25 protein-coding genes are annotated in these 26,333 nt (G+C 46.1%); 7 read left to right on the plus strand and 18 right to left on the minus strand.

Translation table 11 applies throughout. From position 1 onward, the window contains the following. Window positions 1–66: 66 nt before the first annotated feature. Complete coding sequence (locus ICN41_RS07285) at window positions 67–1,464, plus strand: O-antigen ligase family protein (RefSeq protein ID WP_216292292.1); 1,398 nt, start codon at window positions 67–69, stop codon at window positions 1,462–1,464. A 17-nt stretch (window positions 1,465–1,481) separates the two neighbouring features. Here the strand turns inward: ICN41_RS07285 and ICN41_RS07290 are convergent, their stop codons facing one another. Further along, entirely contained in the window at window positions 1,482–2,813 is a 1,332-nt protein-coding gene (locus ICN41_RS07290) for an undecaprenyl-phosphate glucose phosphotransferase (RefSeq protein WP_216292293.1), read from the minus strand. Window positions 2,814–2,830: 17 nt separating this feature from the next. Continuing rightward, entirely contained in the window at window positions 2,831–3,982 is a 1,152-nt protein-coding gene (locus ICN41_RS07295; RefSeq protein ID WP_216292294.1) for a glycosyltransferase family 9 protein, read from the minus strand. Window positions 3,983–4,197: 215 nt separating this feature from the next. Between ICN41_RS07295 and gmd the strand changes: the two genes are divergently transcribed. From gmd to ICN41_RS07310, 3 genes are all read left to right on the plus strand, one after another. Continuing rightward, window positions 4,198–5,289 carry a GDP-mannose 4,6-dehydratase gene (gmd, locus tag ICN41_RS07300; protein WP_216292295.1) on the plus strand — a complete coding sequence of 364 codons (1,092 nt, stop codon included), beginning with the start codon at window positions 4,198–4,200 and terminating at the stop codon, window positions 5,287–5,289. Beyond that, a complete protein-coding gene (locus ICN41_RS07305; protein ID WP_216292296.1) occupies window positions 5,282–6,223 on the plus strand; it encodes a GDP-L-fucose synthase in 942 nt (313 codons plus the stop codon). Before gmd ends, ICN41_RS07305 begins: the two co-directional genes overlap by 8 nt. A gap of 73 nt (window positions 6,224–6,296) precedes the next feature. After that, on the plus strand, window positions 6,297–7,730 hold the full coding sequence (locus ICN41_RS07310; RefSeq protein ID WP_255537935.1) for a mannose-1-phosphate guanylyltransferase/mannose-6-phosphate isomerase: 1,434 nt from the start codon (window positions 6,297–6,299) through the stop codon (window positions 7,728–7,730). Window positions 7,731–7,737: 7 nt separating this feature from the next. Here the strand turns inward: ICN41_RS07310 and ICN41_RS07315 are convergent, their stop codons facing one another. The 6 genes from ICN41_RS07315 to ICN41_RS07340 form a co-directional block, all read right to left on the minus strand. Then, complete coding sequence (locus ICN41_RS07315; protein ID WP_370629113.1) at window positions 7,738–9,078, minus strand: hypothetical protein; 1,341 nt, start codon at window positions 9,076–9,078, stop codon at window positions 7,738–7,740. A 27-nt stretch (window positions 9,079–9,105) separates the two neighbouring features. Next, complete coding sequence (locus tag ICN41_RS07320; RefSeq protein WP_255537936.1) at window positions 9,106–10,110, minus strand: aspartate carbamoyltransferase catalytic subunit; 1,005 nt, start codon at window positions 10,108–10,110, stop codon at window positions 9,106–9,108. Beyond that, window positions 10,107–10,610, minus strand: a complete 504-nt coding sequence (gene pyrR / locus ICN41_RS07325) for a bifunctional pyr operon transcriptional regulator/uracil phosphoribosyltransferase PyrR (protein WP_216292297.1) — start codon at window positions 10,608–10,610, stop codon at window positions 10,107–10,109. Before pyrR ends, ICN41_RS07320 begins: the two co-directional genes overlap by 4 nt. A 27-nt stretch (window positions 10,611–10,637) precedes the next feature. Further along, complete coding sequence (ruvX, locus tag ICN41_RS07330; RefSeq protein WP_216292298.1) at window positions 10,638–11,063, minus strand: Holliday junction resolvase RuvX; 426 nt, start codon at window positions 11,061–11,063, stop codon at window positions 10,638–10,640. After that, a complete protein-coding gene (locus ICN41_RS07335; protein ID WP_216292533.1) occupies window positions 11,056–11,640 on the minus strand; it encodes a YqgE/AlgH family protein in 585 nt (194 codons plus the stop codon). Before ICN41_RS07335 ends, ruvX begins: the two co-directional genes overlap by 8 nt. A gap of 88 nt (window positions 11,641–11,728) precedes the next feature. Then, window positions 11,729–12,538 carry a YdcF family protein gene (locus ICN41_RS07340; protein ID WP_216292299.1) on the minus strand — a complete coding sequence of 270 codons (810 nt, stop codon included), beginning with the start codon at window positions 12,536–12,538 and terminating at the stop codon, window positions 11,729–11,731. 64 nt (window positions 12,539–12,602) lie between these two features. On the opposite strand from ICN41_RS07340, the gene ICN41_RS07345 reads away from it, so the two are divergent. After that, on the plus strand, window positions 12,603–14,081 hold the full coding sequence (locus tag ICN41_RS07345; RefSeq protein WP_216292300.1) for a deoxyribodipyrimidine photo-lyase: 1,479 nt from the start codon (window positions 12,603–12,605) through the stop codon (window positions 14,079–14,081). 33 nt (window positions 14,082–14,114) lie between these two features. Continuing rightward, window positions 14,115–14,954: a symmetrical bis(5'-nucleosyl)-tetraphosphatase gene (locus ICN41_RS07350; protein ID WP_216292301.1), complete on the plus strand. Its 840-nt coding sequence runs from the start codon at window positions 14,115–14,117 to the stop codon at window positions 14,952–14,954. 18 nt (window positions 14,955–14,972) lie between these two features. Here ICN41_RS07350 and hemL read toward each other — a convergent pair whose 3' ends face one another. From hemL to ICN41_RS07400, 10 genes are read right to left on the minus strand one after another with little or no spacing between them, the layout of a single operon-like run. Beyond that, window positions 14,973–16,274, minus strand: coding sequence for a glutamate-1-semialdehyde 2,1-aminomutase (hemL, locus tag ICN41_RS07355; protein ID WP_216292302.1), 1,302 nt, complete (start codon window positions 16,272–16,274; stop codon window positions 14,973–14,975). Window positions 16,275–16,287: 13 nt separating this feature from the next. After that, on the minus strand, window positions 16,288–16,458 hold the full coding sequence (locus ICN41_RS07360; protein WP_216292303.1) for a rubredoxin: 171 nt from the start codon (window positions 16,456–16,458) through the stop codon (window positions 16,288–16,290). 53 nt (window positions 16,459–16,511) lie between these two features. Then, window positions 16,512–17,966: a class I SAM-dependent RNA methyltransferase gene (locus tag ICN41_RS07365; RefSeq protein ID WP_216292304.1), complete on the minus strand. Its 1,455-nt coding sequence runs from the start codon at window positions 17,964–17,966 to the stop codon at window positions 16,512–16,514. Between the two features lie 39 nt (window positions 17,967–18,005). Next, the gene (locus tag ICN41_RS07370; RefSeq protein WP_216292305.1) at window positions 18,006–18,431 is read right to left on the minus strand and encodes a CopD family protein; all 426 of its coding nucleotides are present in this window, start codon (window positions 18,429–18,431) and stop codon (window positions 18,006–18,008) included. A gap of 13 nt (window positions 18,432–18,444) precedes the next feature. After that, window positions 18,445–19,728 (minus strand): glutamate-5-semialdehyde dehydrogenase, encoded by a 1,284-nt coding sequence (locus ICN41_RS07375; protein WP_370629119.1) that lies wholly within the window; start codon window positions 19,726–19,728, stop codon window positions 18,445–18,447. Window positions 19,729–19,769: 41 nt separating this feature from the next. Further along, window positions 19,770–20,831, minus strand: a complete 1,062-nt coding sequence (gene holA / locus ICN41_RS07380; RefSeq protein WP_216292307.1) for a DNA polymerase III subunit delta — start codon at window positions 20,829–20,831, stop codon at window positions 19,770–19,772. A 16-nt stretch (window positions 20,832–20,847) separates the two neighbouring features. After that, window positions 20,848–21,417 carry an LPS assembly lipoprotein LptE gene (lptE, locus tag ICN41_RS07385; protein WP_216292308.1) on the minus strand — a complete coding sequence of 190 codons (570 nt, stop codon included), beginning with the start codon at window positions 21,415–21,417 and terminating at the stop codon, window positions 20,848–20,850. Window positions 21,418–21,453: 36 nt separating this feature from the next. Beyond that, complete coding sequence (gene leuS / locus ICN41_RS07390; RefSeq protein WP_216292309.1) at window positions 21,454–24,126, minus strand: leucine--tRNA ligase; 2,673 nt, start codon at window positions 24,124–24,126, stop codon at window positions 21,454–21,456. A 36-nt stretch (window positions 24,127–24,162) separates the two neighbouring features. Beyond that, window positions 24,163–24,963: a 4-hydroxy-tetrahydrodipicolinate reductase gene (gene dapB / locus ICN41_RS07395; RefSeq protein WP_216292534.1), complete on the minus strand. Its 801-nt coding sequence runs from the start codon at window positions 24,961–24,963 to the stop codon at window positions 24,163–24,165. Window positions 24,964–25,020: 57 nt separating this feature from the next. Continuing rightward, the gene (locus ICN41_RS07400) at window positions 25,021–25,716 is read right to left on the minus strand and encodes an outer membrane protein assembly factor BamE (protein WP_216292310.1); all 696 of its coding nucleotides are present in this window, start codon (window positions 25,714–25,716) and stop codon (window positions 25,021–25,023) included. Window positions 25,717–25,759: 43 nt separating this feature from the next. Here ICN41_RS07400 and fur point away from each other — a divergent pair, with 43 nt between their 5' ends. Further along, the gene (gene fur, locus ICN41_RS07405) at window positions 25,760–26,215 is read left to right on the plus strand and encodes a ferric iron uptake transcriptional regulator (protein WP_216292535.1); all 456 of its coding nucleotides are present in this window, start codon (window positions 25,760–25,762) and stop codon (window positions 26,213–26,215) included. Window positions 26,216–26,333 lie beyond the last annotated feature (118 nt).

Raw genomic sequence — 26,333 nt, forward strand, 5'->3', positions numbered from 1 at the left:
CCCCGAGCAGATTGATAAAGGGGTGGGAGGCCGACATTCCCAATTTAGCCGTTATTATTTGATTATATGAAACCTATTGGCTCAAACCGCTCTTTCCCTATTTTGAGCGCCTTGATCATCTTCATCAGCACTGCTTTGCTGGCCGTTTGGTCCCTTAAAAATACGATTGCCCTACGTAATACGCTTTTAGCCACCGGCACCTTATTAGCCCTCTTATTGCTCTGGCAGTATTCACGAGGAAAAGGCTCCAAGAGCAACTCTAGCTCCTCTTCAAGCTCCTGGGCCCAATACACACCTCTTATTCTTTCCTTTGCGATGCTTATTTGGGTGGTGATTCACTACCTCTTATTTAGCAACGAATCTGGGCAGCAATTTCAAGAGCTCAGCAGCACCTGGCTCAGAGTCCTAGAATCAATCTTTATTGGCCTGGCAACTGGCCTTGTATTACGCGAGCATCCTCGCCGTGCACAATTTTTATGGCTGGGGATATTCGGCAGCTTTATTTATCTCCTCATTCATTACCTTGGGATGTATTTCCAGACTGGCCAGGCATTTATGCCGAACTATTATTTTTCCAGCCCCTTTGGTAACAAAATTAATACCGTATTGATGGGTGGCCTATTTATTAGCGCCATTTGTGGATCTGCTGCCACTGCGCTCATTCACAATCGCCCAAGTTACCCATGGCCAATCTATTGTTATTGGCTCTTGGGTGTACTAACGATCCTATTTGCCTTTACCACCATCATTGATACACGCAATGGCGTAGGCGTAGGCATCATCTTGATTGTAAGCTGGCTTCTCTTTGTGGGTGCTTCAAAACTCAAACAGCAGATGGAGCTCAGAAAATTAGATTGGAAAATCTGGCTAGTCCCTCTGATTCCCACCGTCTTGATCATCATCTTTATTCAGCAACACTTAAGTATTAATCGTGGCTGGAATCACTTTGTGGATGACGTGACAGTTGCCATCAAAATTGATGAAGTGCCGAATTGGCAAGATGTTCAAAAATATGGCTACCCCAATACTGCCTCTGGCGAACAGGTCTATCCCAACAACTATGAGCGTGCTGCTTGGGCTGCAGCCGGCGTTCACTCAATTACACAAAACCCTCTAGGCTATGGACTACTTGAGCATTCATTAAGTAAAGTCATTCGCAAGTCCTATCCGGAAGCCACGATTCGGTCTTCCCATAGCGCCTGGATTGATTTAGGTTTGGCATTCGGCATTCCAGGCCTCTTCCTGACTTTGGGAGCATTACTCTCTACAGTCGTCTTGGCCCTGAGAAGCAATTCACCTAACCGTTTAGTCGTCATTTGGATTACGGCCGATTTACTACTAACTTTCACGATTGCAGAGGTCAGCAGTAAGCACACGATTGAAATTCTATTTTTCTGTATCGCCCTGCTTAACACCATGTTGCTAGGTCAGAAAAACTTCCAGAGTAATACAGCGCTGAATTGAAGTTTCTGAGTTAATGCTTAGTACGCGTTTTTATTTACAAAGCCGCGGAAGATCGTAAAGAAAATAATTTTTAGGTCCAGCCATAAGGACCAATTCTCGATGTAATACAAATCATGCTCAATACGGGCGTTGAGATCAGTATCGCCACGCCAACCGTGAATCTGCGCCCAGCCTGTAATACCCGCTTTGACTAAATGCTTCTTCATATAGTCTGGAATTTCTTTTTTAAACTGCTCCACAAAAACAGGGCGCTCTGGTCTAGGACCAACGATAGACATCTTGCCCTGCAAGACATTAAAAAACTGTGGTAACTCATCTAGACTGGTGGAGCGTAACCATTTAGAAAATGGCGTGACTGATTTGTTTGCCGAACCGCCCCAAACTACCTTACCCTCTTCCAGATCGACTGGCATGGTTCGGAACTTGTAGATCTCAAAGACTTCACCATTCCAGCCCACGCGCTCCTGGCGATAAAACACGGGCCCCGGCGAGCTGAGTTTCACGCCAATCGCCAGTATCAGCATCAGCGGGCTAATGAAAATCAAAATCAAAATGGATAAACAGAAATCTTCCATAGATTTGAGGAATAAATTCATGCCCGTCATGGGGGTGCCGTAAAGATCAATCATCTGCATACCCAAGACTTCGCTCACTCCGTGATTAATCAATCGGAATGAAAACCAGTCTGGCACAAAGCGAATCGTTGCGGTACTCATCTGCAAATGCTCCATCACCATGCGCATTTGTGAGCCATCGCCCATAGGCAGGGCTAGCCAAATTTCATTCAAGGGTTGTTTTGCAAGCTCATCTAGCTTGCTTGCATCTAAGTCTCTTAACTGCAATTGCACTCGGTACCCAGACCATGGTGACTCACTGATGCGGCGAGCAATTTCATCAGCAGTTCCGCCTGAGCCGACGATCGCGATATGTCTTAAGTTCACCCCTTTGCTGCGGTAACGTCTAATTAGTACATAACCAAATAATCTACTACCGCATAAAACAAAGAGGCTCATCGTTGCCCATGAAACCAACCAAAGACGTGAATACATCTCGGTTGATTTACTAAATACTAACCAGATCAAAATCAAAATCCAGGTTTTTAAAACGCCACTGGCTACCTGACCAAAGAGCGCCATTAAGTTGCCGCCACGCCATGAACGATAGGCGCGATTGGTGAGGAAGAGATACGCCAAACTTGCTAACAACATTAATGAGGCATAACGCTGTAAATCTAAGTCTGGGTCTTTAAAGTATTGAATAGCGAAAAAGGTGCAGAATCCCACCAAATTAATGGTGACGAAATCGAAAATACGAATCAGGTAAGAATTAATAATTAAGGATGCAGCCATCGTCGTATTTTGCAGTACTACTCAATATTTATGGAAAATTTACGCAGGGCATCCACAACTGCCTCTACCGAAATTTGATCCATGAGGTAAGTTGGATTCTCTGGATACTCAAAACCTAAGTTGAGATAGGCGCCGCCTTCATTGAAACCCGGACCAAGAATCAGAGTATTTTGCTCATTTCTAGCGCCTGGATAAATTGGACCCCAACGATCTGGGTTGGTAGGACCATGCAAAGCAACCAAAGGTTTGCCCAATAAAGCTGCCAAATGCATCGTGCCTGTGTTCACGGCAACCACCGCTGCCGCTCCATTGACATAGGCGGCCGTAGTCAAGAGATTAGTCTGTCCTACCAAATTCAGAAGAGAAACTGGAGTGAGATCTCCGGATGCGCGCTCTATCTTCAGGCACAAATCAGCAGCACGATCAACATCGCCCGGGCCTCCACTGATCACTACCCCATAGCCTGAACGAAGGACTTGAGATGCCAGACTCACCCAAGAGGCAATGGGCCACTCACGCAATTCAAAATGATTGCCGCTGGCCCAGGGATGCAAAACTAAGTATGGCTGCTTAATATTTAGGCACTCTATGCCCGCTAAGGTCGATAAATCCAGCGGAGGCATAGCCTTTGCTTGAACCCCTAATGGGGACAATAAAGACCGAAAATTGTCTAATTCATGGGCTTTTGAGCTATGTTTTACGCAAATATCGTAGGAATAATGCCGATTCTGACCTGCCGTCTCAAACCCAATCGTCCAGCGCGCCCCACTCAATGCAGCCACTAAAGCCCCAATTCGTGGCCATTGGGAGGAATCAATCAGGATATCGACCGGATGGGAGCTCACCACCCCAATTGCTGCCCATGGATTGGTAATCGGAACCAATACCAGGTCGTCATAGCCGGTAATCAGATCAAATGTCGCAACGTTCGCTGGAGTGGCAAAAACCGTGATTTTCAACCCTGGAAAGGCATTTCTGAGGTCGGCAATGAGGGATGAGGCCAGCAAAGCATCGCCAATAGCAGCAAAAACACAGATACCGATGCTATTAAATTGAGCGGGTTTGGGTCTTTTTTTACGAAAAAGGGATAAACCTAGGAGAGCAGGCACGCCAATCCAGCGATCTAGCTTTCGCAAGAATCCTCTACCGCGCTCTGCTTTTACTGGCATTCCCACCAATATCTACCCTTAATCTCTGAAGAAATTGCTTCCTTAAATCTTTAAAAAGCTTTTTAAATCCGTTTATCGCTCTGTTTTTGAATACATCTCATTGTATTTGCTTGGCTTTCTGCCTTCCCACAAGCGAAAGTTGGCATTTAAAACAATTTACAATAGCGCATTTACTGCGTATTTAACTATTTAATCTAATAATTAAGAAAACCCCCATGTCAAAATCAAAAGTTGCCCTGATTACAGGTATTACTGGCCAAGATGGTGCTTATTTAGCCGAGTTATTACTCAAAAAGGGTTATGAAGTACACGGGATCAAACGCCGTACCTCACTTTTTAATACTGATCGTATCGATCACCTCTACCATGACCCGCATATTGAGGGTAATAAACTCACCCTGCATCATGGTGACTTAACTGATTCTTCATGCCTCATTCGCATCATTCAGCAAACTCAGCCTGATGAGATTTACAACTTAGCAGCGCAATCTCACGTAGCGGTTTCTTTTGAAGAACCTGAGTACACAGCAAACTCAGATGCATTAGGCGCACTACGTATTTTGGAAGCGATCCGCATCCTCAAGTTAGAAAAGAAAACCCGTTTTTATCAAGCATCGACTTCTGAGCTCTATGGCTTGGTACAAGAAATTCCACAAAAAGAAACCACACCGTTTTATCCACGTAGCCCATATGCCGTAGCCAAGCTCTACGCCTACTGGATCACTGTGAACTATCGTGAAGCGTACGGTATGTATGCGTGTAACGGCATCTTGTTTAATCACGAGAGCCCAATCCGCGGCGAGACTTTTGTTACACGCAAAATTACCCGCGCGCTTGCACGTATCAAACTGGGTTTGCAAGAGTGCTTATACCTGGGTAACTTAGATGCTCTGCGCGACTGGGGTCATGCCCGTGACTACGTTGAGATGCAGTGGCTCATGCTCCAACAAGAACAAGCAGAAGATTTTGTGATTGCAACTGGCGTTCAGTACAGCGTGCGTCAATTTATTGATTACGCCGCCGAAGAACTCGGTATGAAGATTACTTGGAAGGGCCAAGGCGTTGATGAGAAGGGTTATGACGCTAGCGGTAAGTGCATTGTCGCTGTTGACCCACGTTACTTCCGCCCAACCGAAGTAGAAACACTTTTGGGTGATGCTACTAAAGCCAAAGAAAAACTGGGCTGGGTTCCTGCAACCTCATTCCAAGATCTCGTTAAAGAGATGGTGCGCGAAGACTTAAAAGGTGCGGAGCGTGATGAATTAGTCAAGAAACACGGCTACACCACTTTAAGTCGCAATGAATAAAACCGCCAAGATTTATGTAGCAGGTCATCGTGGGATGGTGGGTAGCGGGATCACTCGCCTACTCAAATCCCGCGGCTATGACAATGTCATTACCAGAACCCATGCAGAGCTTGATCTACTCAATCAAGCAGCGGTGCACGCATTTTTAAATACCGAAAAGCCTGACTATATTTTTATCGCTGCAGCAAAAGTAGGCGGTATCCAAGCGAATAATATTTACCGCGCTGACTTTATTTATCAAAACCTCATGATTGAGTGCAACCTCACTCATGGCGCGTATCAAGCTGGTATTAACAACTTAATGTCTTTGGGTTCAAGCTGTATTTATCCAAGAGACTGTCCACAGCCAATCAAAGAAGAGTACTTACTCACTGGCCCATTGGAACAAACCAATGAGCCTTATGCTTTGGCCAAAATTGCGGGAATTAAGCTGTGCGAGAACTACAACCGCCAGTACGGCACGAAGTATGTGAGCGTCATGCCAACCAACTTGTATGGTCCTGGCGATAACTATGATTTAAATAACTCCCATGTATTGCCTGCGCTGATCCGCAAGGCCCATGAAGCCAAATTGCGTAAAGACCCCCATTTGATGGTTTGGGGATCAGGTAAGCCCCGCCGTGAGTTCTTGCACGTGGATGATATGGCCAGAGCTTGTGTCCAACTCATGGAACAAGACTATGACGGCTCTTTTGTGAATATTGGTTGCGGCAATGACATCACAATCCGTGAATTGGTTGAAGAAGTGGTCGCAGTCGTTGGTTTTGAGGGGGAATTGCAGTTTGATACCTCAAAACCAGACGGAACCCCACAAAAGTTACTTGATGTGAGCAAAGTCAATGCCCTAGGCTGGAAGGCTGAAATTGCCCTGCGCCCTGGCATCCAGGACGCCTATAAGTGGTTCTTGGAGCATGTAGCGCCCACTTTGAAGTAATCAGCAGGCAAGCAATACCGCAAGGGGTCCCTTGCGTTCCTTTCTGCCCCTTTTCTTTAGGTAAAATTTGCCCATGAAACTGAACTTTTCGATGGTAATCATTTGTGGGGGAGCAGGCTCCCGTTTGTGGCCCGTGTCTCGTGAAAACCGTCCAAAGGTTTTTATGCCGGTTGCCAGCCAACAATCGCTCCTGAGCGAAACCGCGAATCGCATTGAATCATCCAATCCTTGGCTTTGCGTCGTTACCTCGGAAAGTCTTGGCTTCCAAGTTCAAGCGGATTTAAAAGGTTCATCACAAGAAGCCAAACTCACGATTATTGAACCCCTGCGTCGCAATACTGCGCCTGCTGTTCTCTTTGCAGCATTGGCCGCTAAAAATGCAGGGCGTGGCGATATTCCCATGCTGGTTCTTCCTGCTGACCATGTCATTCATGACAAGGTGGGATTTGAGATGGCCGTTGCTAAAGCTGTGGACTTTGCAAAGGAAGGTAATTTGGTTACCTTTGGTATTCCGCCAACGCATGCAGAAACAGGTTACGGTTATTTGAAGTTAGGCAACCCAGCGCGCACTCCAAGCAATGCCGAGGGACGTGTAGTTGAACAGTTTGTTGAAAAGCCAGCCATGGCTTTAGCAGAGCAATATGTTGCTGCCGGTAATTTCCACTGGAACTCTGGGATGTTCTGCTTTACGCCGAATACTTTGCTCAAAGTTGCGAATGACATTGCACCAAACTTGGCTAAACAAGTTGAGACTTGTTGGGCGGCTAGCAAGCCTGCGGATAACGTCGAGTCATTTACATTAGATAAAACTACCATGGCAGCGATCGAAGATATCTCTCTCGATTACGCCATAATGGAAAAGGCGCCGAATGTCGTTTCCGTTAATGCCAGCTTTGACTGGGATGATGTGGGCTCATGGGATGCCATGGCAAAACACTTTCCAGAAGATGAACATGGCAATGCTGCAGAAGGAAAGGCTATTTTTGTTGACTCCAAAAATAACTTTGTCTTTGGGCGTGAACGCTTAATTGCTGCAGTCGGCTTAGATAATCTGATCATTGTGGATACGCCTGATGCTTTACTGGTCAGCGCTAAAGGCAACTCTCAATCCGTTAAGAAAGTAGTCGATGCGCTCAATAAAGATAAAGATGAGCGCGCCACTTATCACAGTACTGTGCATCGTCCATGGGGCACTTACACCGTGATTGAAGAAGGCCCTGATTACAAAATCAAACGGATTGTGGTTAACCCAGGCGGCAAATTGTCATTACAAATGCACCATCACCGCAATGAACACTGGGTAGTTATCACAGGTAAGGCTGAAATCGTCAATGGCGATAAGGTGCTCCATCTCAATGCCAATGAGTCCACTTACATTCCGAAAGAGACTCAGCATAGACTCACGAATTTAGGTGACATACCACTCGTGATTATCGAAGCTCAGGTAGGCGACTACTTAGGTGAAGATGATATTGTGCGTTTCGAAGACCAATACGGCAGAGCTTAAACCAGATTTAGCTCGCCGTAGTCTCCAGAATTTTCTTGACCGCTTGATTGACTCCAATCGGAGCTCCGCTCACCTGATTGAGATTTTTCTGCTGCCAATCTAACCAGATTTTCTCCAGCGTCATTGCAAGACTGGATTCATCTCCACTAATACTTAAATAGGCATTACGCTCCAAGAGCATTTGATCTAGCTGGGGATTGCGGTGGGTAATAGCCCAGATCGGACGTTGTGCCCAAAGATAGTCATAGAACTTCGATGGAATGTACTCGGCGCACTCTTCGCCTGTGCCATGAAGCAGAATCAGGACATCTGCTTGTTGCATTTTTTCTACGACGCGCTCACGCCCCGATAAACCCGTTACAGGATCCTTTTCAAGACGACCATGCGTAAGCAATACATCACTAAATCCATACTCCTCAATTGCTTGAGTTGAATAACTGTCTAATGGAGCTCCATAAGCATGGACGCGAATGGCTGATTTTGCCTCTGGATATTTTTGGAGCAGTACAGTGAGTGCTTTCAATATGACAGATAGGCTGCGATCTTTTGCTAAAGAACCAAAATGGCACAGATTTAAATGTTCTGCATAAGCATGGCCCGCATGAATATTCTCCACACCCGGAGGTTCTGCACCAGGCATCACCACAAAGCCTTTAGCGTTTCCAGATGTATTGAGATTGGTGTTGCGGACCTTGGCGTAATGCAAGGCGCCATCAGTAAACCACCAAACAAAATCAGAATATTTACAAAGTTGGCTTTCTAGGAAATGGCGGAAACGTGCATCTCTATTTTTGGGTTTATCAGCCCCATCGTCACCCGGGCTCTGACGAATCACTAATGGATCGTGTACTTCGGAGATGAGTTTGATGCCTGTTGATTTCTTAAGCCATACGCCAGCCAAGTGCGCGGACCACGCGCTACCCACTGAAAATACGACGTCAACCTTACCTTCTTTAATTAGGCGACGGCCATGAATAAAGGCTGGTATAGCCCATGACCATTGGCTTGAGTATCCCAAGACCAACTTCTCAATGGCAATGAATGGGGCCAGCAGCAAAGACACGGTACGAGTCGTGATCTTATAAAAAAGACCTCGGCCATATTGATTGGCAATCCAATGACGAAAGTCAAAGCGGAATCCGGAAGGACCCCAAGCCAGAAATTGATAGTGTGGAAAGCGTTGATCTTTGATACCTGTGATTGCACTAAATACAATCGGCTCAACACCTGCTTCAAGCAAGTAGGGGATCTTATCCGTGATAGTGAGGCTAGCAGCTCGCCCATCCATATTAAAAGCGTGCGTCAAAATCAACCAACGCTTTTGCTCAGTTACCTTGGGTATAGACACAGACTCTATTGCGCTCAATGGATCTAATTAGTTACCAGCAACAATCGACATGACTGCCATGCGCACAGCAATTCCGAAAGTAACTTGATTGAGAATGACAGATTGAGGACCGTCTGCTACTGCTGAATCAATTTCTACACCACGATTCATGGGACCTGGATGCATCACGATAGCATCCGATTTTGCAAGAGCTAGACGAGCTGGCGTAAGGCCATACTGCTTAAAGAAAGCGTCGCCCTCAGGAACATGGCCAGCCTCCATGCGTTCTTTTTGAATTCGCAAGGTCATCACCACATCAGCATCCTTCAGGCCCTCTTCCATGCTGTGATACACCTTCACTCCCAACATATCCAAATCATTAGGTAGCAAACTCTCTGGGCCAATCGCTCTAATCTCTTCACATCCCAAAGTGGTCAGCGCATGAATATTGGATTTAGCGACTCGGCTATGCACAATGTCGCCCACAATCGCCACCTTCAGGCCTTTGAACTGTTGCTTGAAGTGACGCATGGTGTACATATCCAACAAACCTTGGGTTGGATGTTGATGACTGCCATCACCGGCATTCACCACGTGCACATGCGCTGGCACATGATTGGCAATCTCGATCGGCGCTTTAGAAACATTGTGGCGCACTACAAAAATGTCTGCCTGCATCGCCACTAAGTTATCAATGGTGTCGAGCAGACTCTCGCCCTTAGCGGTAGAGGAAGTTGAAATATCCAGATTGATAACGTCTGCAGACAAACGTTTTGCAGCGATCTCAAAAGTCGTTCTAGTACGAGTGGAGTTTTCAAAGAAAAGATTGAACACACTCTTACCGCGCAAGAGAGGAACTTTCCTTACTTCTCTCGAAGGATCTGTCACGCTGACAAACTGCTGAGCTGTATCCAGAATATGCAGGATTTGATCTTTAGACAAACCCTCTAGGGTCAGAAGGTGGGTTAACTCTCCAGCAGCGTTAAATTGATTCACCAAGGGGTTGGCGGTGTTATGTGCTGACTTATTGGCTGCCTTATTTGCTGCATTCATTCTGCGCGCTCCTCAAGCTGAAAGCTGAACTTGCCAGCGGCATCTTTTTCTAAAACTAAAATTTGTTGATCTGGTATTTGGACTTCTTCACCTACAAAATGAGCGGCAACTGGTAGTTCACGCTTCCCACGATCAGCAAGCACCATTAATTCGACTTGAGCGGGTCGACCAAAATCAAATAACTCGTTGAGTGCTGCGCGTACCGTTCTTCCCGTCAGTAAGACATCATCAATCAAAATGATGTTGGCGCCATTAACATCAAATGGTAGGTTGGTAGACTTTGTGCTGGCAGTTCGCAATGCAGTCATACCTTTTTCAGCGTAATCGTCACGATGAAAAGCCACATTAATAACCCCATAGTGTGGCATTCCTAAGTCGCTAGCAAGACGCTCAGCAATCCAAGCGCCACCCATGGCTAATCCTGCAATTTCAAAGGAGGCAGACTGCTTTCGCTGGCGCAGATTTTCTAGTAACTTTTCGTATGACTTTTCAGCGTTCATTCGGGGGTTCCAAAACTTCTCAATTTTTTATCCAACATACTTTGTTGCGGCTTGTGCCGCTAGTTCAGAAAAATACTGCTCTAATAAGAGGGCTGCAGAATGTGCATCTAGATTGTCCTGCATTTGCGCATCACCCTCCAAAACCGCTGAGGTATAACGCTCATCTACCCAATCAACCGGCAGATGAAAGCGGCCTTGCAGCTGATTTCCAAAGCGCGTTGCCTTGGCTGTCATTTCATGTTCTGCGCCATCTGGATGGAGTGGCTTGCCAACTACTAGCCTTTCAGGCTGCCATTCCTTAAGGAGGCTTTCTATCTCCTTAAAAAGACCATCTAGATTAGGGGCTGCAATAGTTTTTAAAGCCTGGCCAAGACCCGTTTCTGAATTTCCTACTGCCACACCTACTCGGCGCGTACCGTAATCGAAGGCCATCACCGTCATCGGCTTAGGCATGCCCTGCCTCACCCGAGAGGTGTGAAAGATCGAAACCCAAATGACTCATGGTTTTTTGGTAACGCTGGCTATAGGGCGTCTTAAAAATAATCTCACTCATTTGCTCACGTGAAAGCGGCACATTCATCCAGCCATTGAGCGTAATCTCTTCCTCAAGTTGACCAGCGCCCCAGCCCGCATAACCCAAGGTCATTAAAAAATCGCGAGGGCCACTACCAGAAGCAACTGCTTCGAGAACATCTTTTGAGGTTGTCATGGTGAGTCCACCAGGAATCACTAGTGAAGAGCTATACGAAATCAATGGGTTGGGCTCGTGTAGCACAAAGCCACGCTCTACTTGAACGGGTCCACCAAAATAAACAGGCTGGTCTAGTAAGGGCGCAATTTCTAATTTGAGTTCAATCTTGTCAAAGAGCGCTCCCAAATTGACTTCAGTTGGTCTATTGACTACTAAGCCCATTGCGCCTTTTTGAGTATGCTCGAAAAGATAAATGACTGAGCCAGCAAAATTGCTGTCGACCATCCCTGGCATGGCGATGAGAAACTGATTTGCAAGATGATCGGCTGAATATGAAATCAAAGGGTCTGTACTAGACGCTGGGTCTAATGCTTTGGAGGCTTGATCTTTCTTCGCCGTAGTCATATGCCCTTATTTTACAGAATATCTAGATTTTTCCTGTAATCCAGTAGGCCAAAAGCCCAATCAGCTCATGTAATGCCCTATTCCAGTTTTGAGCCCCTTCCACCAAATCAAAGGCAGTCCATTGCAGGCGATATGCCGTCTGATAGTCGACTGGCAAAGCCAATACCTCAATTCCCTGCTTCTCAAAGATTTTTAAGGATCGATACATATGACTGGCTGAGGTAATCACGAGCCAGGGTTTTGATGAGCCTTGCTCATTTTTGAGGCCCAATTGCACCATCATGGGTTTGACATAAAGAACATTTTCATAGGTGTTGCGTGATTGATTTTCATAATGCACCTGCGCACTTTCTAAGCCCTGCTCCTGAATTAATTGCTTAAACGCATCTGCCTCAGAAATGCCTTTTGGATTCACGCGTCCTGAGTACCCACTAAAAATCAATGGCAAGTCGGGATACTTACGCAGAAGTTCAAAGGCTTTAGTCACACGCTCAGCCGATGAGTAAATCGAAACCTCACCGCGGTCTATCGCAATTTCACCACCTTCGATTGCGCCACCCAAAATAATCACTCCGCCCAGACCACCATTTGCTAGCTGAGTTAAGTTGACTCTCGGAACAGTATTTTCAAGAGCCCTTAGGACAAGCTCAGAGCTTGGCAGGTATCCAATAAACGCTAGATTCAAAATGGCAATCAATAGAAAGCGCCGGGAAAGGGATATCTTTCTTAATAAGATAAATAACAATGCCAGGACGACCCAAACCATTACCCAATTGAGGGGCTCAATACAAAACTGGACTACCTTCGAGAGAATAAAAAATATCGTATCCATGAATGCTCTCGATCTTAACCGCTAAGGCAAGCAAGGGCAGTCATTTAGCCCTAATATAGGGGCTATGCAAAAAGCTCTAGTTTGGCTCCGCCGTGATCTTCGTCTTTATGACAATGCCGCCCTTCACCACGCCCTGAAAGAGGCTAAGCAGGTTTGGCTTACCTTCATTTTTGATACCGAGATCCTGCAACCCCTTCTGAAGGGTGAGCTAGATAGCAATGGCTTAAAACACGATCGCCGTGTTGACTTTATTTGGCAAGGCTTAATGCAAATCGATACAGAACTACGTAGCTTAGGTGGCGGCCTCATCGTTCGCTTTGGCAAGCCTTCAACATGCATACCTCAGATCGCTAAAGAACTCGGCGTCAACGCTGTGTTCACGAACCATGATTACGAACCCTCTGCGATTGCACGGGATTCCAGTGTGGCAGCGTCTCTTCAAAAAATGGACATCGGCTTTCAAAGCTACAAAGATCAAGTCATTTTTGAAAAGAAAGAGATTCTGACGAATTCCAATACCGTTTTCTCCGTCTTTACGCCTTACAAAAATAATTGGCTTAAGACCCTCCAAGAAAAAGATCTAGCGGCTTACGACTGCACACCTAAACCAGGTCAATTTGCAGCGATTCCTAAAAAAATAGATGAAGCCTTTCCCTCGCTTGAGTCTATGGGCTTTGTAGCAACCGGTATCGAGTCCTACTTGTCCCCAGGATCTGCTGGAGGCCAGGCCTTTTTAGAAGACTTTCTCTCGCGGATTGATCAATACCAGATCGGTAGAGATTTTCCAGCGATTAAAGGCGTTAGCTATCTCTCAACGCATTTACGATTTGGCATGCTCTCGATTCGTGGCTTGGTGCGTGAGGCGCATCGCCGCATGTTAGCTGGCAGCATGGGTGCCACGATTTGGTTAAGCGAGCTGATCTGGCGAGATTTTTATTTCATGATTTTAGCCAACCATCCTCGCTTAGCGAATGGAGTGTCATTCAAGCCCGACTATGACAATATCGTCTGGGAAAGCGGCAACCATGCCAAGAAATTATTTGCTGCGTGGTGTGCGGGTAAAACAGGTTATCCCCTCGTTGATGCAGCTATGCACCAGCTTAACCAAAGCGGCTATATGCATAACCGCTTACGAATGGTGGTTGCCAGCTTTCTGACAAAAGATCTTGGTATTGATTGGCGTTGGGGCGAAGCCTACTTTGCAGAGCATCTCAATGACTTTGAACTCTCCTCTAACAATGGCGGTTGGCAATGGGCCTCTTCATCCGGATGCGATGCTCAGCCCTACTTCCGGATTTTTAATCCGATCACGCAATCCGAAAAATTTGATCCTGAGGGTAAATTCATCAAACGCTATTTACCCCAATTAGAAAAGCTTTCTAAAAAATCCATCCATGCCCCTTGGCAGGCAGGCCACATTGAACTAGAGGCAGCAGGTCTTTTATTGGGTCGAGACTACCCCATGCCTGTCGTGAATCATGATGAAGCGCGCAAAAATACTTTAGTGCGCTATAGCGTCGTGAAAAAAATCAACGTTGAGTAGCTGAACTACGCCCTTTCCGATTTAAGATAGGGCATGAGCAAGATCTATGCAATTGGTGATGTCCAAGGTTGTGGACCATCATTAAAGGCCCTCGTTAAAAAATTACCTAAAAAATCTAAAATGATTTTTCTGGGGGATCTCGTTAATCGCGGCCCCGACTCTCTTGGAAGTTTGCGGCAACTCAAGTCTTTACAAGAGGCTGGCCGTGCTGAGTGCATCTTAGGAAATCACGACTTACATCTCCTATCGATTGATGCGGGCCTGCGCAAGACCAAAGGTCTTGATACTGTAGGGGACATCCTCAATGCCCCCGATCGCAAAGATCTTATTCAGTGGTTACGTCATCGTCCTTTGGCTCTGAGCAATGGAAAAGTATTGATGGTGCATGCTGGCGTCCTACCCCAATGGGATTTGCAGCAAACCATTGAGTGTGCCCAGGAAGTAGAAAAGGCCTTACGTCGCTCCTCCTACAAAGAATTTTTAGCCCAGATGTACGGCAATACCCCAAATAAATGGAGTCGATCTCTTCAGGGTTACGAACGCTTGCGAGTCATTACCAATGCACTTACTCGTATGCGCTTTTGCACTCCTGGCGGTAAAATGGAATTTGAGAGTAAGGAAGGTTTAGAGGACGGACCTGCTGGTTACGTTCCCTGGTTTAAGGTTCCCAAGCGCAAAACCCGAGACACGCTCGTGCACTTTGGGCATTGGTCCACCCTAGGACTCATGCGTCAACACAATGTGATTAGCTTAGATACCGGATGTGTATGGGGTGGCAAACTCACTGCGATTGAAATTTCAGAATCCGGGGTTGATTCCAAAAAATCAGAGATTATCCAAGTCGCTGGCTATGACCATCCACTTAGGATGTAGCCAGCTGATTACTTAGACTTACAGTTTTAGAAACGATTTTTCAGCAGCAGAAATGATGGCAGCCAAGACTGCATCATCATGGGCTATCGAAGTAAACCCAGCCTCGTATGCAGAGGGTGCCAAATAAACACCTTCATCTAACATCAGATGAAAGAATTTTTTGAATGCCTCAATATTGGACTTTGTGACTGCCTCATATGAAGTGGGCACTTGGTCGGTGAAATAGAAACCAAACATACCGCCCACACTGTCAACCGCAAAAGGAATTTTGGCTTTATCAGCAGCTTGCTTAAGCCCGGTCATCAGCTTTTGAGTTTGGCCGCCTAGGCACTCATAAAAACCTTCTCGAGAAATAATCTCCAGAGTTTTAAGTCCTGCTGCAACCGCCACTGGATTACCCGAGAGCGTGCCAGCCTGATACACATTGCCTAGAGGGGCTAACTTAGACATGATTTCTTTTTTGCCACCAAAGGCCGCTATTGGCATACCGCCACCCATCACCTTACCCAAGCAAGTGAGATCTGGGACGACACCCTGAAGCGACTGAGCACCGCCTAAGGCCACCCTAAAGCCAGTCATGACTTCATCGTAAATGAGTACGCTGCCATGCTTTTCAGTAAGGCTACGAATAGTGGATAAGAATTCTTTTGAAGGCTGAATCAAATTCATATTGCCAGCAATCGGCTCAATAATGACAGCCGCAATCTGATCGCCCTGCTTTTGAAAGACTTCCTCAATAGCCGCCACATCGTTGTAGGGCAATACCAAAGTGTGCTTCACCAAATCTTGCGGAACACCACCAGAAGATGGCGCATTCTGAGTCGAGTCCGCAAAAGTCAACAGCCCAGAACCCGCCTTTACCAACAGACTATCAGCATGACCGTGATAGCAACCCTCAAACTTAATAATTAAATCGCGATTGGTGTATCCACGTGCTAAACGCAAGGCACTCATGGTGGCTTCAGTACCGCTAGACACCATACGCACTTGTTCAACACTAGGCATCACAGCACAAATGCGCTCTGCTAACTCAATCTCACCCTCAGTTGGCGCCCCATAACTAAAACTCGTCTCTGCAGCCTTCTGAACAGCCTCTACTACCTCTGAATTGGCATGGCCCACAATCATAGGGCCCCAGGACATAATTAAATCAATGTAGCGTTTGTTATTGGCATCCCAGAAATAAGGGCCTTTGGCTTTCGAAACAAAACGGGGTACTCCACCAACCTGACGAAAGGCTCGTACAGGAGAATTCACACCACCAGGAATTGTCTTTTGTGCACGCTCAAATAAAACTGCGTTTTGATCTACTGTAGTCACTGTAGTTTCCTAATTAAATCGCCATCATTTCAAAATCTTCTTTACGTGCCCCGCACTCTGGACAAGTCCAATTCATAGGAACATCCGCCCACAAGGTTCCTGGCGCAATTCCCTCATCAGGTAAGCCAGCAGCCTCGTCATAAACCCAGCCACAAATCAGGCACATATAGGTTTTCAATTCCATGGGTTTCTTCTCCGCTTATCTTATCTTTTTGTACTAAATTAATTTTAAATCGCTTATTCCATATCGGCATTATTTGGGATTGGTCGCTTGGCATGCATTTCAAATTTGAAGAGTCGGCACTCTAGAGGACCATTAAATAAAGGGGTGCGTTTAGACTCTTTAATACGCAATTGACCTGGTAAAGCCATATCCGCAGTTAAGACAAAGACATTCCAGCCTCCAAAAGACTCCTTGAGATGCTGACCAAATTGCCTTAAAAACTCAACGAACTTAGGGTCTTGCTCTTCTTGGGCCTGTAAACGCTTTAAGGATTCACGGCTAGAGCGTTTAGCACTTTGCCGACCAGTCTCCAAATTCAACTCAAAGCGGTTTTCTGGCTCTTCATCATGTTCGGAATCTGATGAATTACGCTCTTGACCACGTCCACCCTTAATGACTAAGCGTTCACCATAAGGCGGGTTCAAAAGCATCACACCCTCTTTTGCATTCACAGGAGGCTTTGCTGCCAAGGCATCTATTTGTCGTACTACTGGCTGATCAGGCAACTGGGCTCTTTGCCAATTACCTCTAAACATGGAAACCAACTTCTCATTAATATCGCCGCCACTGATGCCAAGTGACTCTGCAGTGGGATATTGTTTTCGCATTGCCAACATCTGAGCTTGCGCTGCCTCTTTCAAATCCACCCAGCGTTTTTGTTCGATCAATTCGTTAAAAGGTTTCAGCCTCTGAAAACCAAAGCCATGGGCAGAGGTCACTAATGGACGATACGCCAATCTACTGGGCTTCACATCATCGCCATACATTCCCGCACGAATAGCTCCTGGAGGAATAGCCAATGCCATCTGCGCCGCTTCAATTAAGAAAGTGCCACTGCCGCACATTGGATCAAATAGGGTTTGGGATGGCTGCCAACCCGTGATCGACAAAATCCCGGCAGCTAAATTTTCTTTTAAGGGTGCATCACCCTTCTCATCACGCCAGCCGCGTTTGAATAATGCTTCACCAGAGGTATCCAAATAAATGTTCACCTGAGTTGCAGTCAAATGCGCCTGCACCCGAACATCTGGAAAGGCTGTGTCAATACTAGGGCGATCTCCCGTCACATCACGTAAGCGATCGACAATGGCATCTTTAATTTTCAAGGTAGCAAAATTCAGACTCTTTAATGGCGAACGATGGGCGGTAACGTCTACGCGCAAAGTTTGGTTGGATGTAAACCAATCTTCCCAAGCCAATCCACTAGCTAATTTATAAAGATCTTCCTCTTGTCTATAGGGCGCTTGGGCCATTTGCAATAAAACACGGCTAGCAATTCTGGAATGTAGATTTAAGGCCATCGCTGCTGAAATAGGAGCAGCCAATCCAATGCCGCCTGTAGGACTTGTTGGAGTGGGGTCAATGACCCAGGCGCCTAGCGCCTTAGAATCAGGGCGTGCGGCAATGGCTGCCAACTCTTGAGCTAGCGGGACTTCTAGACCTCCAGGACAAACAACAAAAAATCTCATAGGTCTAGCAATCTTCACAAAAGAAATAAAAAACTTAAATTAAGGCTTAAAAATAACGAGCGCCACAACCACCACTAGTAGAAGTACAGGAACTTCATTAAACCAACGAAACCAAACGCCGGATTTAGCATTCACGCCATTTCGGAATTTTTTAAGCAGAATCCAGCAAGAGTGGTGATAACCAATAATCAAGAGCACAAAAAATAACTTAGCGTGCATCCACATATCACCAGCACCAACCCTGAAATGAAGCCATAAAGTCAGGCCGAGTAATACTGCAGGAACGGCCAAAATAGTCATGAACCGAAAGAGGCGATCTGACATGCCGAGTAAGCGCTTATAGGCTTCTGGATTTTTTTCATCTGCCAGATTGACAAAGATTCTAGGGAGATAAAAAAGCCCAGCAAACCAAGACGTAATCAAGACAATATGAAATGTCTTAACCCAGAGATATGCATTACCCATTGTGATTTATCTTTTAAGTGCGAATCTCGCCATGACCCATGACGATATATTTAAGAGAAGTCAAGCCATCAAGCCCAACTGGACCGCGGGCATGAAGTTTGTCATTCGAGATACCAATTTCAGCACCTAAACCATATTCAAAGCCATCCGCAAAGCGTGTACTGGCATTCACCATCACACTCGCGCTATCTACTTCGCGTAAGAAACGATCTGCCGTTGCCTGATTGTTTGTAATGATGGCATCGGTATGTTTACTGCCGTAGCACTCAATATGATGCATGGCCTCATCGACATCTGCTACCGTCTTAATCGACAAGATAGGAGCTAGATATTCTGTTTGCCAATCTGCTTCATTAGCATCTACCAAGTTATTTAAACCAGCAGCTTCTAATGTTTTACGGGTGAGTGCATCCACGCGGAGCTCTACACCCTTGTCTTGATAAATCTTGCATAGAGTTGGTAATACTTTTTCCGCAATCGCTTGATTGACCAACAGCGTTTCCATTGCATTACATGGGGCATAACGTTGCGTCTTAGCGTTATCGCAAACCTTGATAGCCATTGCGATATCTGCATCAACATCAATATAGGTATGACAAATACCGTCTAAGTGTTTAATCATCGGCACGCGCGCTTCAGCCATCAAACGGGCAATCAAACTCTTACCGCCACGAGGTACGATCACATCGATGTACTGGGTCATTGTGATCATTTCCCCCACAGCAGCGCGATCAGTAGTACTCACCACCTGTACAGCATCCTTTGGTAGCCCAGCTGCAGTCAGGCCCTCCTGAATAATTTGAGCCAATAAGGTATTGGAGTCAATCGCCTCAGAACCACCTCGCAAAATCACAGCGTTACCTGATTTCAGACAAAGGGCAGCAGCATCAATCGTGACATTCGGACGAGACTCATAAATGATTCCAATCACGCCCAAGGGAACACGCATCTGACCCAACTCAATTCCAGAAGCCTGTTTCTTCAAGGCAGACACTTTTCCAATGGGATCTTCTAAGGTGACAATTTGCTCTAAACCTAAAGCCATCGTTTCTATCGTCTTTGGCGTCATGGTGAGTCGATCAATAAACGCAGCATCTTGACCAGCACTCTTTGCACGCGCTACATCGACTTCATTCACTTTTTGAATCTCACTCGCTTTTTGGCGAATAAGCTTAGCGATGTGTAATAAAGCTTGGTTTTTTTGTTCAGCAGATGCACGTGCCATAGCACGCGATGCTTCGCGAGCTCGCTTGCCAATGTCTTGCATCATTTCTTGTATTGCTGAACTCATCTTAATTACTTTCTCAATCTTTCTTTGCTTTAACCAATCTACCAAGCTTAGCGCAATAAATTGCCTACTAAGCGCAAACCATCCCATGGGTCTGCTGGTAAATCTGCAGCATACAAACCCTTTACTTGACGATCTAGTCCTGCAGCGACTTGCATGGCTCTGCGCAGCTTTAGGGGCTGAACTCGTCTCAGGGCTGTGGGATATAAACGCTCCTTATTACCCCAGACACGATTTGCACGCATTAACTGCTGCACGGATTCACCGGCATCGCTGGCAGCCTTTAGCTTAGATAGTAGCCTAAGCTCTTCTGTCACGCTCCAGAGAATCAAAACCAAAGGCTCGCCTTCGCCCTTTAATCCATCAAGCATCCGATTTAATCGCGGCAAATCGCCTGCAAGCATCGCCTCAGTTAATTCAAATACGTTGTAGCGCGCCACCTTCAAAATCGCAGTTCGAATTTGCTCTTCAGATAACTTACCGCTGGGATATAACAAACCGAGCTTCTGAATTTCTTGATGGGCAGCGATTAAATTTCCTTCGACCTGATCGGCAACAAATTCCAGCGCTCTCATACCTTCGGCACCGGACTCCACTTCCTGATTTTGTCTTTTTAATCGCCCCGCAATCCATTGAGGCAACTGGCTACGATCCAAAGAGTCAATCTGAATCGCCATACCCGCTTCGTCCAATGCGCTAAACCAAGCTGAGGTTTTCGTCTTTCCATCTAGGCGAGGCAAAATAATGCACACTACCGTATCAGGACCTTCTGGACCTGATGCTTGGGATTCAACTTGCGCAGCAAACTGCTTTAAAGCATCCGCGCCATCCCGACCCGGCTTACCTGTTGGTATGCGCAATTCAAGCCAACGCTTGTCCCCAAACAGGGACATTGTTTGTCCCGCACTTAAGAGGGCACTCCAGTCAAATCCGCGCTCTTGTAATAAAACTTCGCGCTCGGTATAGGATTGTTTTTTTGCAATAGCCCGCAATTGATCCATCGCTTCCATCATTAAAAGCGGCTCATCCCCACTGAAGATATACAGCGGTAATAGAGCGCCTCCGGCATCTAACTTTTTGAGATGGGCTTGTAATGCGTCGGCTTTAACCATGCAATGTCATTTAGCCTCAGAAAGCCCTGGTCTTTTGAGACTTAGCAGACGCAGCTACACGACGCAAAATCTGAATCGCCAAGTCACGACGCATTAAGCCTAAGAAACCTTGAATCTGGGCATCATTTGCCAATACAGTCGAAACTGAAAAGTCCATATCGCGAGTGAGATAAACCTCTGCCTCAGGTACGATTTCATTACCAGCGGTATCAAAGGCCCTAAAACCAACGCGAATACTTAAACGATAAGCTGATATCTGACCGCTTGAGTTAAAGGCCAGGACTTCACGACCAGTAATTTCATTCGTAATTTCTAAAATTAAATCAGCGTCACGAGGATTGATCGCCACCTTGACGTCAGTGCCAGTCAATACTGCTGTCTGTAGATCTGCGCGCAAAGGAGGAGATGGATTACCGGTAATAGCGAGCGCTTTGAAAGGTAAATCTACTGCACCCCTCAATCTATAGCCGCATGCAATAAGACCACTCATTGGAGCGATGACTAGCAATCCAAGAACACTTCTTCTAAGCAAACTAACCCTGCCTGAGGGTAACTTTGTTTTAGGAGTTGGGTGATCTGCGCTCATATCTTTAGTTTCCAGTAAAAGGGGTTGGGCTACAAGCTAAGCAACAATATTGACTAAGCGACCAGGTACCACAATGATCTTTTTAGGCGCCCCGCCATTTAAAGCCTTCACAGCCGGCTCGCTTTGTAATGCCAATGCCTCAATCTGATCCTTACCAGCATCAGCAGGCACCCGAATATCACCACGCAATTTGCCATTGATCTGCAGCATCAAGGTGATTTCGGTTTGCACTAATGCAGATTCATCTACAGCTGGCCATGGGGCATCCAGCAAAGGGCCATTATTTTTATCGTAGCCAATCTCTTTCCAGAGTACATGGGTTAAATGTGGCACCACTGGATAGAGGACGCGCAACAAAATACTGAGGCACTCTCGAAGAACAGGCGCACTGATAGAGGATGCTTGATCCAACTTCATAGGCTCAAGTACATTGAGCATCTTCATCGCAGCAGAAACCACCGTATTGTATTGACGACGCTGGTAATCAAAATTCGCCTGCTTCAGAATCGTATGAACCTCTCGGCGCAATTCTTTTTCAGCATCATTGAGATCGGCTGGCAGCTGATCACCTGCAGCCCGTAATGCATCCGCCTGACTACTTGAATACATCCATACACGACGCAAGAAACGGGAGGCACCATCAACGCCGGCCCCAGACCACTCCAGCTGTTGCTCAGGAGGTGCTGCAAACATCACAAATAAACGAGCGGTGTCTGCCCCGTACTGATCAATCAAGGCCTGAGGATCAACACCATTGTTCTTGCTCTTGGACATCTTTTCTACGCCACCAATGATGATGGGTGCGCTAGAACTTCCGTCTTTTAATTTGGCACCTTGTGGACGACCTTTTTCATCTAGATCCAATTCCACATCTAAAGGATTGAGCCAAGTCTTTTTACCTGAGGCATCTTCAGAGTAATAAGTCTCATTAAGAACCATCCCTTGCGTTAACAAATTCTGAAACGGTTCATAAAAAGTAATAAGATTTAAATCGCGCATGACCTTAGTCCAAAAGCGCGCATAGAGCAAATGCAAAATAGCGTGCTCAATGCCGCCAATGTATTGGTCCATTGGCATCCAATAGCCATTACGCTCATCCACCATCGTCTTAGCATCAGGACCGGTGTAGCGCATGAAGTACCAGGAAGAATCTACAAAGGTATCCATCGTGTCGGTTTCACGACGCGCAGGCTTGCCACACTTCGGACACTTTACATTTAAAAAATCAGCGCGCTTATTGAGGGGATTGCCGCTGCCATCAGGTACGCAATCTTCTGGCAGAACTACTGGTAAATCTGCCTCAGGAACTGGTACCGCGCCACAGCCAGGATGAGCATCATCGCCACAATGAATAATTGGAATTGGTGTGCCCCAATAGCGTTGACGTGAAATACCCCAATCACGCAAACGATAAGTAGTCTTGATCTGGCCAACACCCAACTTTTCTAATTCTCTAGCAACAGCACTGACGGCCTCCTCATGAGACATGCCATCAAACTGATTACTATTTAAGCAAACCACATCTTCTTTTTGTGCATACCAGTCTTCCCAACGGGTTGCATTAAACATCGGTGACTCACCCTTTAGCGCAATCACTTGTTTAATCGGAAGCTGATATTTCAGGGCAAATGCAAAATCACGCTCATCGTGTGCTGGCACACCCATCACAGCACCATCGCCGTAGGACATCAATACGTAGTTACCAACCCAAACTGGCACCTGTTCATGAGTCAAAGGATGGGTTACATAAAGACCGGTGAACATACCCTCTTTTTCTTGGGTGGCTAAATCCGCCTCAATCACGCTACCGGTTTTGCATTTCTCAATAAAGGCAGCCAGTGCTGGATTATTGGCCGCAGCTTTTGTTGCCAATGGATGCTCAGCAGCAACAGCACAAAAGGTCACACCCATAATTGTGTCTGCACGTGTAGTAAATACATAGAGCAAACCATCTTGAATGTACCTGCCATCCTCAGCAGGGATTTCATGCTTAAAAGCAAAACGCACACCACGACTTTTGCCAATCCAATTTTGTTGCATAGTTTTGACGCGCTCAGGCCAGCCCAATCCATCTAGCCCTTCAAGTAACTGCTCGGCATAAGCCGTAATGTTGAAGTAGTAACCCGGAATTTCACGCTTTTCAACTAAAGCCCCAGACCGCCAACCACGACCATCAATCACTTGCTCGTTTGCTAATACAGTTTGATCAATCGGATCCCAATTGACCACTTGGGTCTTGCGATAGGCAATCCCTTTTTCCAACATCTTCAAAAAGAGCCACTGATTCCAACGATAGTAGTCAGGACTACAGGTAGCGACTTCTCTTGACCAATCGATAGCAAGACCCATCGCAGCCATTTGCTTTTTCATATAAGCAATGTTGTCGTAAGTCCATTGAGCGGGTGGTACCTTATTCTGAATCGCAGCGTTTTCAGCTGGCATACCAAAAGCATCCCAACCCATGGGCATCAACACGTTATAGCCCTGCATCCGCAACTGACGGGACATCACGTCATTGATGGTGTAGTTGCGTACATGACCCATATGTAGTTTTCCAGATGGGTAAGGCAACATCGAGCAAGCGTAATACTTTGGCTTTTTTTGACCAGCAGCATCTACCGCGTCCTCTTTTACTTCATAGACTTTGGCGCTATCCCAATCAGCCTGCGCTGCTGCTTCAATGCGACGGTAGTCGTAATCCTTGCTCATGTAATACAGCTCTTTTCTTCTATAGGTATTAATTGATTACTTACGCAACCCCAAAACATCTTGCATATCGAACATGCCTGAAGTTTGGTTCTGCAAAAAACGGGCTGCGCGTAAGGAACCTTGCGCATAAGATTGGCGACTAGTTGATTTATGGCTAATTTCAATACGCTCGCCATCACCTGCAAATAAGACAGTGTGATCACCCACAATGTCACCACCACGAATCGTGGCAAAGCCAATCGAACCTTCTTTGCGCTCACCGGTATGACCTTCTCGAGCATACACAGCGACATCATCTAATTTTTCACCAAGCGCATCCGCAATGACTTCGCCCATCTTGAGCGCAGTTCCAGAAGGAGCATCTACTTTGTGGCGATGATGCGCCTCAATAATTTCAATGTCGTATCCCTGATTCAACATCTTTGCAGCAATCTCGAGGAGCTTGAAAGTGGCATTCACCCCAACACTCATATTCGGCGCAAACACAATAGCCAACTTTGCTGAAGCCGTCTTCAAGCTAGCAATTTGATCGGCACTCAAACCAGTAGTGCCAATCACCATCTTGGTACCTGTTTTTTCAGCTACTGCTAAATGCGACATCGTTCCCTCGGGCCTTGTGAAATCAATGAGAAACTCGGCGCCACTTAAAACCTGAGATACATCCGCAGAAATCATCACGCCCGTTTTCTTGCCCAAGAAAGCGCCTGCATCTTCACCCAGCTGTGGGCATGACGTGTGCTCCAAGGCACCAACCAATTGAGCATCCGGGGTATTGAGTACCGCCTCGATCAACATCTTGCCCATGCGACCCGTGGCTCCAGCTATTGCAATCTTCATCATGAATTTCTTCGCTTTGTTATTAATGTATTAAGTGGACACTGCTTCAGAATTGAATTACTGAGTCTTTAATGGTGTCGGCGCTTCCGAGCCAGCGGATTCAGTTACCAAATTGGTTGAAGGGGCTGCGCTATCACTTACCTGTGGAGTTTTAATCTCTGGAGCTTTTGCTGCTGGAGGTAAATTATTCGTTGGGCTAGGCACTAACAGCTCAGGCTGCTGCAAAGGCGGTGTTACAGGCGGCTTGTTGCTGCCGGTAAAAATTTCCCAGAATGAGCGTTTTTGTTTTGCGTAATTATCAATCTCTGCCACCATCTCGACTTCGGTTGGCAGAGCATCTCCATTAAACTTCACCACTTTGTCGCCATCAAAAAAGACAGTGACACGACGCTCACTACCAATAGGCTGTCCAGCACGCTTAAATTCAAATACATAGTCCCAGCGATTGGCGTGGAAATAACTAGCCAGCAAAGGCGTTCCTAAAACTTGACGCACCTGCTCACGTGTCATCCCTAGCTTTAGCTTGGCATACTGCTCACTCGAAATAAAGTTGCCCTGAACTACATCAGGAACATAAGGCCTAAAAATCGTATTCATCCAGGCGCGTTGATGATCATCTACAGCCGAGGTACATCCGCCTAGACTTAAAAAACCCAAAAAGGCAGCAGCCATCAAAGCCGAACGTGAGGGGGCATAATCCCCCTTTAAAAAGGGGTTCAAAAAGCGACTAAAAAGTACAAGGCAATTTTGCATGGCTGGCCGTATCATTAAGACATTGATTTTAGCTCCCAAAGCCATGACTACGAACCAAAACCCATCACCAGCAGATTTAAGAGATATCGGCCTTAAAGCTACCGGTCCTCGTATGAAAATCTTGGATTTTTTCCACCAAAATGGGGGCACTCATTTCAGCGCAGAAGATGTCTTTATGGCGCTTGCCAAAGAGGATCAAGAAATCGGCTTAGCTACCGTTTATCGAGTATTAACTCAGTTTGAGCAAGCAGGTCTTTTATTGCGTAGCCATTTTGAGTCGAGCAAGGGCGACAGCAGAGCGATCTACGAGCTCAATGAAGGGCAACATCATGACCATCTGGTTTGCCTAGACTGTGGTCACGTTGAAGAGTTTGTAGACGAAGCGATTGAGAAAAGGCAGCGCGATATTGCAAAAGGCCTAGGATTTAAGCTCCAAGAGCATTCTTTAGCCATGTACGGCCATTGCCAGAAGAAAAACTGCCGAAATAAGCAAAAATAGCCACAGTTAGCTACTTTTACTGATTCTTAATACAAAAAAGACCTCAAATCGAGGTCTTTTTTATTGATAACCCAAATAACTATCTTATTTACGTAACTTTTAGCAGCAGATAGCTACT

This window comes from Polynucleobacter sp. 15G-AUS-farblos (assembly GCF_018882445.1).
In the GTDB taxonomy this organism is placed as follows: Bacteria; Pseudomonadota; Gammaproteobacteria; order Burkholderiales; family Burkholderiaceae; genus Polynucleobacter.

Excerpts from the sequence above, each read along its gene's own strand:
- ICN41_RS07285 (WP_216292292.1), top strand. The coding sequence starts at position 67 with ATGAAACCTATTGGCTCAAACCGCTCTTTCCCTATTTTGAGCGCCTTG.
- ICN41_RS07290 (WP_216292293.1), bottom strand. The coding sequence starts at position 2,813 with ATGGCTGCATCCTTAATTATTAATTCTTACCTGATTCGTATTTTCGAT.
- ICN41_RS07295 (WP_216292294.1), bottom strand. The coding sequence starts at position 3,982 with ATGCCAGTAAAAGCAGAGCGCGGTAGAGGATTCTTGCGAAAGCTAGAT.
- gmd (WP_216292295.1), top strand. The coding sequence starts at position 4,198 with ATGTCAAAATCAAAAGTTGCCCTGATTACAGGTATTACTGGCCAAGAT.
- ICN41_RS07305 (WP_216292296.1), top strand. The coding sequence starts at position 5,282 with ATGAATAAAACCGCCAAGATTTATGTAGCAGGTCATCGTGGGATGGTG.
- ICN41_RS07310 (WP_255537935.1), top strand. The coding sequence starts at position 6,297 with ATGAAACTGAACTTTTCGATGGTAATCATTTGTGGGGGAGCAGGCTCC.
- ICN41_RS07320 (WP_255537936.1), bottom strand. The coding sequence starts at position 10,110 with ATGAATGCAGCAAATAAGGCAGCCAATAAGTCAGCACATAACACCGCC.
- pyrR (WP_216292297.1), bottom strand. The coding sequence starts at position 10,610 with ATGAACGCTGAAAAGTCATACGAAAAGTTACTAGAAAATCTGCGCCAG.
- ruvX (WP_216292298.1), bottom strand. The coding sequence starts at position 11,063 with ATGCCTAAGCCGATGACGGTGATGGCCTTCGATTACGGTACGCGCCGA.
- ICN41_RS07340 (WP_216292299.1), bottom strand. The coding sequence starts at position 12,538 with ATGGATACGATATTTTTTATTCTCTCGAAGGTAGTCCAGTTTTGTATT.
- ICN41_RS07345 (WP_216292300.1), top strand. The coding sequence starts at position 12,603 with ATGCAAAAAGCTCTAGTTTGGCTCCGCCGTGATCTTCGTCTTTATGAC.
- ICN41_RS07350 (WP_216292301.1), top strand. The coding sequence starts at position 14,115 with ATGAGCAAGATCTATGCAATTGGTGATGTCCAAGGTTGTGGACCATCA.
- ICN41_RS07360 (WP_216292303.1), bottom strand. The coding sequence starts at position 16,458 with ATGGAATTGAAAACCTATATGTGCCTGATTTGTGGCTGGGTTTATGAC.
- ICN41_RS07365 (WP_216292304.1), bottom strand. The coding sequence starts at position 17,966 with ATGAGATTTTTTGTTGTTTGTCCTGGAGGTCTAGAAGTCCCGCTAGCT.
- ICN41_RS07370 (WP_216292305.1), bottom strand. The coding sequence starts at position 18,431 with ATGGGTAATGCATATCTCTGGGTTAAGACATTTCATATTGTCTTGATT.
- holA (WP_216292307.1), bottom strand. The coding sequence starts at position 20,831 with ATGGTTAAAGCCGACGCATTACAAGCCCATCTCAAAAAGTTAGATGCC.
- lptE (WP_216292308.1), bottom strand. The coding sequence starts at position 21,417 with ATGAGCGCAGATCACCCAACTCCTAAAACAAAGTTACCCTCAGGCAGG.
- leuS (WP_216292309.1), bottom strand. The coding sequence starts at position 24,126 with ATGAGCAAGGATTACGACTACCGTCGCATTGAAGCAGCAGCGCAGGCT.
- dapB (WP_216292534.1), bottom strand. The coding sequence starts at position 24,963 with ATGAAGATTGCAATAGCTGGAGCCACGGGTCGCATGGGCAAGATGTTG.
- ICN41_RS07400 (WP_216292310.1), bottom strand. The coding sequence starts at position 25,716 with ATGCAAAATTGCCTTGTACTTTTTAGTCGCTTTTTGAACCCCTTTTTA.
- fur (WP_216292535.1), top strand. The coding sequence starts at position 25,760 with ATGACTACGAACCAAAACCCATCACCAGCAGATTTAAGAGATATCGGC.